Origin of the sequence: Streptomyces sp. 7N604 (assembly GCF_052245475.1) — a bacterium.
GTDB lineage: Bacteria > Actinomycetota > Actinomycetes > Streptomycetales > Streptomycetaceae > Streptomyces.
The window spans coordinates 1-9,517 of sequence record NZ_JBQQBX010000073.1; the positions used below are offsets into that span (position 1 = coordinate 1).

General features: G+C 72.4%; 9 protein-coding genes. 1 reads left to right on the forward strand and 8 read right to left on the reverse strand.

All coding sequences use genetic code 11. The features are described 5' to 3' along the window. The 6 genes from ACTWP8_RS37840 to ychF form a co-directional block, all read right to left on the reverse strand. The coding region (locus ACTWP8_RS37840) for a winged helix-turn-helix domain-containing protein (protein ID WP_443326584.1) at positions 1–294 on the reverse strand (294 nt) is incomplete at its 3' end. A 99-nt stretch (positions 295–393) separates the two neighbouring features. Beyond that, positions 394–1,587 (reverse strand): alpha/beta hydrolase fold domain-containing protein, encoded by a 1,194-nt coding sequence (locus ACTWP8_RS37845; protein WP_443326585.1) that lies wholly within the window; start codon positions 1,585–1,587, stop codon positions 394–396. A 173-nt stretch (positions 1,588–1,760) separates the two neighbouring features. Further along, entirely contained in the window at positions 1,761–4,535 is a 2,775-nt protein-coding gene (locus ACTWP8_RS37850) for a SpoIIE family protein phosphatase (RefSeq protein WP_443326586.1), read from the reverse strand. A 36-nt stretch (positions 4,536–4,571) separates the two neighbouring features. Beyond that, the gene (locus ACTWP8_RS37855; RefSeq protein WP_443326587.1) at positions 4,572–4,772 is read right to left on the reverse strand and encodes a hypothetical protein; all 201 of its coding nucleotides are present in this window, start codon (positions 4,770–4,772) and stop codon (positions 4,572–4,574) included. A gap of 36 nt (positions 4,773–4,808) precedes the next feature. Next, positions 4,809–5,078, reverse strand: coding sequence for a hypothetical protein (locus ACTWP8_RS37860; RefSeq protein WP_443326588.1), 270 nt, complete (start codon positions 5,076–5,078; stop codon positions 4,809–4,811). A 452-nt stretch (positions 5,079–5,530) separates the two neighbouring features. Then, entirely contained in the window at positions 5,531–6,619 is a 1,089-nt protein-coding gene (gene ychF, locus ACTWP8_RS37865) for a redox-regulated ATPase YchF (protein ID WP_443326589.1), read from the reverse strand. Positions 6,620–6,893: 274 nt separating this feature from the next. Between ychF and ACTWP8_RS37870 the strand changes: the two genes are divergently transcribed. Continuing rightward, entirely contained in the window at positions 6,894–7,466 is a 573-nt protein-coding gene (locus tag ACTWP8_RS37870; protein WP_443326590.1) for a DUF6542 domain-containing protein, read from the forward strand. A 67-nt stretch (positions 7,467–7,533) separates the two neighbouring features. Here ACTWP8_RS37870 and ppgK read toward each other — a convergent pair whose 3' ends face one another. Together ppgK and ACTWP8_RS37880 are read right to left on the reverse strand one after the other, a co-directional pair. Next, positions 7,534–8,283, reverse strand: coding sequence for a polyphosphate--glucose phosphotransferase (gene ppgK, locus ACTWP8_RS37875; protein WP_443326591.1), 750 nt, complete (start codon positions 8,281–8,283; stop codon positions 7,534–7,536). 97 nt (positions 8,284–8,380) lie between these two features. After that, positions 8,381–9,409 (reverse strand): 4-hydroxy-3-methylbut-2-enyl diphosphate reductase, encoded by a 1,029-nt coding sequence (locus ACTWP8_RS37880; protein ID WP_443326592.1) that lies wholly within the window; start codon positions 9,407–9,409, stop codon positions 8,381–8,383. Between the last annotated feature and the right edge of the window lie 108 nt (positions 9,410–9,517).

The window sequence follows — 9,517 nt, forward strand, 5'->3', positions numbered from 1 at the left end:
CTCTGGAGGAAGAGGGGGGGGGTAGCCAGGACGGGACGGAGAGCCGGTCCGGCAAACACGGCGGGGCACGGGCCGCTCCCGGACGTACGTCCCGGATCCCGAGCGTCCCTCGACGAGACCCTCGGCCATCAGCACCTTGCGGGCCTCCAGCGCCACGGTGTCCGAAACGCCGTAGTCCTGGCGGATGCGGGCCTGGGACGGGAGCCTGGTGTGAGGCGGCAGGGAGCCGTCGACGATCTTCTGCCGCAGGTCGCCCGCGACCCGGAGGTACGCAGGCTGCTCACCGAAAGGCACGTGCCCCTCCCATTTGGTTGACAGACTGCAACAGGGTGGCAACCGTGGGTCGTCGGCCGCAAGTGCGGGCCAGAGATTCACTCAATGTGGTGGACTTGGTCATTGGCCTGCATGAACGCGCAGGAAGTCGGCCAGGGCGGGGCGGGCGATCTGGGTGCCCCAGTTGCCCCAGTTGTAGTCGAACGCGTGGTCCGCCCACGGGATCTCCACGTACTCGTGCACCGCGCCGGCCCGGGTCAGCCGGGCGTTCAGCTCACGCGCCTGGGCCACCGGTACGAGCCGGTCGTGGCTGCCGTGCAGCAGCAGGGTCGGCGGCACATCGGCCCGTACGAGCCGGGTCGGCGAGCCGAGACGGAAACCGTCGGACGCCGTCATCAGCGAGCCGCCCATGAAGGCGCGGACTCTGGGGTCGGCACGGTTCGCGCCGCCCGCGATCATGCCGGCCATGTCGGTCGGCCCGTAGAACGACACCACGGCCCGTACGGCGGTGCCGCGGGCGCCGCCGCAGGTGGCGCGGGGCCGGTTGTCGCGGGCGGTGTAGGCGGCGGAGAGCGCGAGGTTGCCGCCCGCCGAGGTGCCCGCGAGGACGATCCGGGCCGGGTCGACGGCGTACCGCGCGGCGTTACGGCGCACCCAGCCGATCGCGCACTTCACGTCGCCGATCTGCTGGAGCTGCGTGGCCCGGGGCGCGAGCCGGTACTCGATGTCGAAGACGGCGTAACCGCGGTCGTTGAGCCACTCGTTCCAGCGCGGGGTCTGGCTGCGGTGGCCGGACTCCCAGCCTCCGCCGTGCACCCAGACCACGGCGGGGCGCGGGACCCGGGGCGCACCGCCGTCCGGCAGCCACACGTCCATCTTCATCCGGTGCCTGCCCACGCGCGCGTACACCAGGGTGCGGTCGCGCTCCGGGCCGCGGGAGTAGTTCAGTCCTGCGAACTGCCCGGCCAGGGACAGGCCTTCGCCGCGATCGCGCGCCGTCTCCCAGGCCGCGGCGTACGGCGCGAGGGCGCTCGCCAGGGCGACGGCCGAGGTGGTCAGCGCGACCCAGCCCGCCCAGCGCGCGGACCGCACCGCCCGGGTGCGCCACAGGGCCCGTACGAGAAGGAGGCCGAGGAGGGCGGGCGCGCCCAGGACCGGCGTGCACCAGGAGGTGGCCAGCACGGAGCCGGCGGCGATCAGGGGGCGCCGGGGCAGCGGGACGAACACCAGCACGAGCAGCAGCACTTCCAGCGCGGCGAGCAGGAGCAGCGTCGTGACGATCAGCCACCGTCCGATGCCGCGCGCCACTGGCATGACCGTCCTCCTCGCACAGGCCCACCACGGCCCAGGACTTCCCGGGCGGACCGAAGGCGTCCCGCGGACTGGGCCGTTCGGCGCAGCGGGGCCGGCGGGCAGGAGGGCAGGAGGGGTGGAGGGCCGGAGGTCGAGGCTGGTCCTCGCCCCGGGTTCGGGGATGGTGAAGCGGCTCAGGTCCCGGTGTACGCGGTGAGCAGCAGGGCGACGTCGTCGGGCCGGTCCGGGGCGCGGCGGGCCTGCTGGACGAGCCGGTCCGCCATGGTCTCCAGGGCGTCGGGACCGGTACGGGCGAGGACGTCCCGCATCTGGTCGACGCCCGCCTCGATGTCGTGGCCCGGCTGCTCGACCAGCCCGTCCGTATAGAGGGCGAGCACGGCGCCGTGCGGCAGCTGCAGCCGGGTGACCGGGTAGCCGGCGTCCGGGTCCACACCGAGCAGCGTGCCGCCCGCGAGGTTCAGCACCTCGGTCCTGCCGTCGAGGTGGCGCAGCACGGGCGGCGGGTGGCCCGCGCGTACCCCTCTGGCCCGGCCCGTACGCGGGTCGAGCTCGATGTAGCAGCAGGTCGCGAAGACGCCCGCGTCGAGGTCGGCGAGCAGCCGGTTGGTCCGGCTGAGGACCTCCTCGGGGGTGCTGTCGCTGGCGGCGAAGGCGTGCACGGCGCTGCGCAACTGCCCCATGACCGCGGCCGCGGCCACGCTGTGTCCCTCGACGTCGCCGATGACGAGGGCGATCCCGCGGCCCGTCTCGATCACGTCGTACCAGTCGCCGCCGATCTCCATGCCCTGGGTGCCGGGGAGGTAGCGGCCCGTCGTCCGCAGGCCGTCGACCGGCGGCAGCCGGTGCGGCAGGAGCGCGTCCTGCAGGCCGCGGGCGAGCGTGAACTCAGCGTCGTAGAGCCGGGCCCGCTCGAGTGCCTGGGCGACAAGGCCGCCGAGGGCGGTCAGCGCGGCCCGCTCGTCGGCGGTGAAGACGTGGGGGCCGTCGTAGCCGAGGATGAGGGAACCGACGGGGTGGCCGGAGGCGATGAGCGGCAGGAAGGCCCAGGCTTGCATCCGGTCCAGGGCGATGCCCGGGTAGGCGGCGGACAGGTCGCCCGGGGACTGGAAGAAGATGGGGACGGCGGAGGTCAGGGCTTCGACGCCGGGCAGGTGGGCGTCGAGGGACACGCCTTCGAAGCGGTCGAGGAAGCCCTCCGGGTAACCCGACTCCCAGGCGAGGTACATGCGCCGGTCGCGGACCACGTAGAGCGCGAGCTCCTGGCCGCCGAACGCGGGCAGCAGCTGCTCCGCGACGGCGACGCACACCTCGCGTACGCTCACGGCCTCGGTGAGCACGCTCGCCATCTGCACGACGTGGTAGAGCGCGCCGGGGCGGGTCAGGGCGGCGGGGACGGCGACCGCGGCGGGGAACTTCGGCTCCGGGGCCGCCCGCTCCGGAGCCCCCTCGCCCTCGGCCTGCGGGGGCGGTTGGCTCGGGAAGACCCGGCCGGTCAGGCCGTGCACGTCCGGGTAGAGGACGAATCCGAGCCACTCGCCCGCGGGGTGGTGCACGAGGAAGGAGGTCGGCTCCTGCGAGAGCATCGCCGCGCGGTAGCGGTCCTCGTAGGCGGGGTCGGACAGCCAGGTCATCGCGTGCCAGGGGTAGCGGCCGAGCAGATCGTCGCGGTCGAGGCGCAGCAGCTCCTCGCAGCGGTGGTTGGCGTAGGTGACGCGGCCGTCCTGGTCGAGCGAGAAAACGCCGTCGGGCAGGCGCTCGGCGGCCTCTGCGGCGGTGGTGCCGGAGGCGGCGTCGACGACGACGCCGACGAGGCGGCGGCGGCCGGCTGCCGGGGAGCCGGGTTCCGGGCGGCCGACCGGGGAGCCTGCTGCCCGGGAGCCGGGTTCCGGGAGATCGACTTCTGGGGAGCCGGGTTCCGGGCGGCCGACCGGGGAGCCGACTGCCCGGGAGCCAGGTTCCGCGCGGCCGACCGGGGAGCCGACTGCCCGGGAGCCGGGTTCCGGGAGATCGACTTCTGGGGAGCCGGGGCCCTCCACGATCTCTCCCCACAGTTCGACCGGCCGGTAGCGGGGCTCGCCCTCGAACACATCCCGGACGTCGCGCACGTCCCTGACCCGGAACTTCCGGGCCCGGACCCAGCCGTTCTCACCGGCCTCCGTACCGCAGGCGCGCAGCTCGTGAAGATCGTCGGGGTAGACCAGAGCCTCGACGTCGGCGACCGTCCCGCCGAAGGTGGCCGGGTCGGCGCCGAGGACGGCGCAGGCCTCGTCGTCGGCGGCGAACGCGCCCGTTCCCAGGTCCCAGTCGATCAGCCCGACCCGTACGCCGGTGACGACGGCCGCGGGCAGCCGTACACTCACGGGCTCGTCGTCGTACTCGACCCGGGAGCCGCTCGCCTCCAGGTCCCCCAGGGCGCCGCTGATCGCGTCGACGGCCTCGAGCAGCCGCGCGCTGCCCGCCGCGGGGGCCTCGGTGTCCTGGTGACCCTCGCCGCCGACGTGGGGCGTGGTGGATCTGAGGACGACCAGGACGCCCGCGACCTCGTCGCCCGCGCGGACGGGCAGGTAGGAGGAAGCGAACGGATAGGGCAGCCCGGCCGCCAGCTGCGGGAAGCGGCGCATGGTCTCGCCCTCGTCCGCCAGGTGGACGGGCTGCTCGGTGCGGTACGCCTCGGAGGTCGGGAGTCCCCCGCTGACCGGCATCCGCCACCACGCCTTGATCAGCGAGCGCGGTATCCCGGCGACCAGGGCCAGTACGAGGGAGCGGCGGTCGCGCGAGCGCAGGTAGACCGCGCCGCCGTACCCGCCGCCGACCCGTATGGCGCCGGTCAGGACCGGGGCCAGGGACGTGACCAGGGCGTCCTCGTCCCCGGTCCGGCGGCGCCGGGTCGCGGCGCCGATGCCGGACTGCCGGGCCCCGGCCGCCCTCGGGGCTTCCTCGCCCACCATGTCGCGTCCTCCCGCTACGGACGCCCGCACCTCGTATCACCAGCATGTGCCAACCCGCGCCCAAAGGCGCGCCGGGGGGCGGGCGAAGCCGGGGAGCTGTGCGCCGCGCGGGGGCTCGGCGCCCGGTGCGGCCTGCGGCGCGGCACCCTGCTTGGTGGCGACGCCGGTGACCAGGGCCAGGGCCACCACGGCGGCACCCGTCCAGGTGAGCGCCGTCGTCGAGGCGCCCGCGAACACGGCGCCGCCGGGCGCGGCACCGGCCGCGGTGCCCAGCTACAGGGCGGAGTTGAGCAGCGAGACCACGATGCTGGTGTGCTGCGGCACGATGCGCATCAGCTGGTACTGCAGCGGCAGTTGGACGTGCGCTACGGCGAAGCCGTAGAAGAGGATGACGACTCCGGCGGCGACGGCGTTGAACGCGCCGTAGGGGAAGACGGCGATGATGGCCGCCACGGCCGCGAGCGCCACGCCGAGCATGGCCCTGGGCGAGGTGCCCTTGTCGAGGCGGGCGCGGGCCAGGGCGTTGCCGACGAACGAGGTCACACCGCCGATCAGCAGGTAGATGGGCAGGCTCTTGGTGGAGACGCCGGCGCTGTCCTCGAGGTCGCCGGCAGGAACGTGCAGACGAGGCCCATCTGCGCGACGCCATACAGGAACATCACGAACATCCGCACCAGTACGCGGCCGTCGCCCAGGACGGCGAAGCGGTCCTTGAGGCTGGGCGTCGGTGTGGCGCCGACCGGCGGGACGAGCGCCGCGATGGCGACGATCGCGAGGACGATGACGCCGACGATCCGGCGAAATTCCTGCAGCCGGAAAACCCGCCCGGATTCAACTACCGAAAACTCCCCTGACCTGCACGAACATCACTGACGAGACGTCAGGACGTGCACGGAAAATCCAACGGAGAGCGACACCGAAAGCGGCCGACCACCACAGCAACCGACCGCGCCTCGCCTGCGGATTTCGCCTAACCACGACATGCACGGACGCGACTAAACATTGAAGCGGAACTCGACGACGTCCCCGTCCTGCATCACGTAGTCCTTGCCCTCCATGCGCGCCTTGCCCTTGGCGCGGGCCTCCTGGACGGAGCCGCATGCGAGGAGGTCGTCGTACGAGACGATCTCGGCCTTGATGAAGCCCTTCTGGAAGTCGGTGTGGATCACACCGGCCGCCTCGGGGGCCGTGGCGCCCTTCTTGATGGTCCAGGCGCGGGCCTCCTTCGGGCCCGCCGTGAGGTACGTCTGGAGGCCGAGGGTCTCGAAGCCGACGCGGGCGAGGGTGGCGAGGCCCGGCTCGTCCTGGCCCATGGCCTGGAGGAGTTCCAGCGCCTCGTCGTCGTCGAGCTCGATCAGCTCGGACTCGATCTTGGCGTTGAGGAAGATCGCCTCGGCCGGGGCCACGAGGGCGCGCTGCTCCTCCTTGAAGGCCTCGTCGGTGAGCTCCTGCTCGTCGACGTTGAAGACGTAGAGGAAGGGCTTGGTGGTGAGCAGGAAGAGATCGCGCAGCAGCACGCCCTGCTCGGTCTCCTTCGTGATGCCCGCGGAGAAGAGGGTGCGGCCCTCCTCGAGGATCTTCTGGGCGGCTTCGACGGCGGCGAGGACCGCGACCTTGTCCTTCTGGAGTCGGGCGTCCTTCGTCAGGCGCGGGAGGATCTTCTCGATGGTCTGGAGGTCGGCGAGGATCAGCTCGGTGTTGATCGTCTCGATGTCGCCCTTGGGCGAGACCTTGCCGTCGACGTGGACCACGTTCTCGTCCTCGAAGGCGCGGATGACCTGGCAGATCGCGTCGGACTCGCGGATGTTCGCGAGGAACTTGTTGCCCAGGCCCTCGCCCTCGGAGGCGCCGCGCACGAGGCCCGCGATGTCGACGAAGTCGACGGTGGCGGGGAGGGTGCGCTCCGAGCCGAAGACCTCGGCCAGCTTGTCCAGGCGCGGGTCGGGGAGGCCGACGACGCCCACGTGGGGCTCGATGGTGGCGAACGGGTAGTTGGCCGCCAGCACGTCGTTCTTGGTCAGGGCGTTGAACAGGGTCGACTTGCCGACATTCGGCAGACCGACGATTCCGATCGTGAGCGACACGTGGCGACTTCCCGTAGCGAGCATGTGTGAAAGGGACCGGCCCGCGGGTGGACCGGTCATCCAGTCTACGGGCGGCGCGCCGGGCCCCGTACGCGGTGAGGCCACAGCGGGCGCGAGCCGACGGCCGCCGAGCCCGGTGGCTGCGAGCCGACAGCCGCGACCCCGGCGGCCACGAGCGCGCCGCGCGGACGGCGCGGTCGAACAGGCCACCACGGCCAGGCGAACGGCGTGTCCATCGCCGGTTTTCCACTCCTCCGCGACCTAGGTTGGTCCAGTGGAGCATCCCAGCACCCGTAAGCCCCAGGGCAAGCCCCGACCGCCCGAGCAGGAGTCCGCGACCGTCTACCGCGCCTCGCCCCGCCGGTCCGCGCCCCCCGTACTGGCCACCCTGCGCCGGCTGCGGCGGCTCGAGCGGGTGCCGGGCCCCCGCCTGACCGGACTTGGCTGCGGCCTGCTCTCGATGCTGGTCATGCTTGTTGTCGGCGTGCTGGACGCATGGCTGCTGGACGGCTCGTCCTTCGTGTACGGGCTGCTGTTCCTGCTGCTCTGCGTGGCCTGCGGGCTCTGGGTGCGCCCCACCGATCTGATCACCGCGCCGATCAGCGCACCGATCGCGTTCACCGCCGGGCTGCAGCCGATCAGCGGTGGCGAGGGCGGCCTCGGCGGTGCGGTGGTGGCGGTGTTCACGCAGCTCGCGCTGCAGGCGGGGTGGCTGTACGGCGGGACGCTGGCGGCCGGCGCGACGGTGGCCGTACGGAAGGTGCTGATGCTGGGGGACCGGGCGGTCCGGCGCGCGCAGAGCACGCCCGCGAGCGCGTCGGCCGCCGACCACCCCCAGCGCGCGTAACAGCCCCCGGCCGTTCCCTCAGCGCCCCTGGCCAAGGCAGGCCTGCCGGCCCGGCCCGTACCCGGCTCTAGCCCTTCCCCACCGCCACCGCGGCCGCCATCGCCGCGCCCACGATGCCCGCGTTGTTCTGCAGCTGCGCGGGCACCATCTCCGCCCTGACGCCCTCGATCAGCGGCAGGAACTTCTCCGCCTTGCGGCTCACCCCGCCGCCGATGATGAACAGCTCGGGCGAGAAGAGCATCTCCACATGGGCCAGATACTTCTCCACCCGCCGCGCCCAGTGGTGCCAGCCCAGGTCCTCGTCCTCCTTGGCCTTGGTCGAGGCGCGCTTCTCGGCCTCGTGGCCGCCCAGCTCCAGGTGACCGAGCTCGGTGTTGGGCACCAGCTTCCCGTCCGTGAAGACCGCGCTGCCGATGCCCGTGCCGAAGGTCAGCAGGATCACCGTGCCGCCGCGGCCGCGGCCCGCCCCGAAGGACATCTCGGCGACCCCGGCGGCGTCCGCGTCGTTGAGCACTGTCACCGGCAGGCCGAGCAGGTCGGAGAGCATGCTCTGCGCGTCCCGGTCCACCCACCCCGCGTCCACGTTGGCCGCCGTACGCGTTGTGCCGCCCGTGACGACACCGGGAAACGTCACGCCGACCGGGCCCGACCAGCCGAAGTGGGTCACGACCTCCTTGACGCAGCCGGCCAGCGCGTCGGGCGTCGACGGGTGCGGGGTGAGCACCTTGTGCCGCGCCTCGGCCAGGTCGCCCTTGTCCAGGTCGACCGGGGCGCCCTTGATGCCGGACCCTCCGATGTCCACACCGAATACGTTCATGTGGACAACGCTACGGGCAGGGACGGAGGCTCACGTGCCGGAAGCGGAGGAAGCCGAGGAAGCGGGGAAGAGGCGGGGAAGAGGCGGGGAAAGCGCCTCACGATCGGGAGGAGCCGGAGGACTCGGCCTCCGCATCCGCGCGCGAGGACGGCGCCGCGAGCGCCGCCGCCTCCGCCCTCAGGTCGCGCCGCAGCTCCTTCGGCAGCGAGAAGGCGATCGACTCCTCGGCGGCCGTGACGGTCTCGACATCCTCGAACCCGTGCCGCGCCAGCCACTCCAGGACGCCCTCGACCAGGATCTCGGGGACGGAGGCGCCGGACGTCACGCCGACCGTGCTCACGCCCTCCAGCCAGGTCGCGTCGATCTCCTCCGCGTAGTCGACGAGATGCGCGTCCTTGGCGCCCGCGCCCAGCGCCACCTCCACCAGGCGGACGGAGTTCGAGGAGTTCTTGGAGCCGACGACGATGACGAGGTCGGCCTCGGCGCCCATCTGCTTGACCGCGGTCTGGCGGTTCTGCGTCGCGTAGCAGATGTCGTCGCTCGGCGGGGAGAGGAGATTGGGGAAGCGGCCCTTCAGGGCGTCGACGGTCTCCATCGTCTCGTCGACCGACAGCGTGGTCTGGGAGAGCCAGACGACCTTGTCCGGGTCGCGGACCTCGACGTTCTTCACGTCGTCCGGGCCGTCGACCAGCGTGATGTGGTCCGGGGCCTCGCCGCTCGTGCCGATGACCTCTTCGTGGCCCTCGTGACCGATGAGGAGGATGTCGTAGTCCTCGTTGGCGAAGCGGACGGCTTCCTTGTGGACCTTGGTGACCAGCGGGCAGGTGGCGTCGATGCTGGCGAGCCTGCCGCGCTTGGCCTCCTCGTGGACGACCGGCGCCACGCCGTGCGCCGAGAAGATCACGATGTTGCCCTCGGGGACTTCCTCCGTCTCGTCGACGAAGATCGCGCCCTTCTTCTCGAGGGTCTTGACGACGTACTTGTTGTGGACGATCTCGTGGCGCACATAGACGGGCGCGCCGTACTGCTCCAGGGCCTTCTCGACGGCGATCACGGCACGGTCCACGCCCGCGCAGTAGCCCCGGGGGGCGGCGAGCAGGACGCGGCGGGCGGCAGTGGCAGTCATGGGCACCATCGTACGGCCGCACCGCCGAGCGCAAAGATCGGCCGGGCTGACCGCCGGTGGCCGAGTTGTGGGGTTTTTTTCCCCGGGGTGGGGCGGAAAGCCACCCCC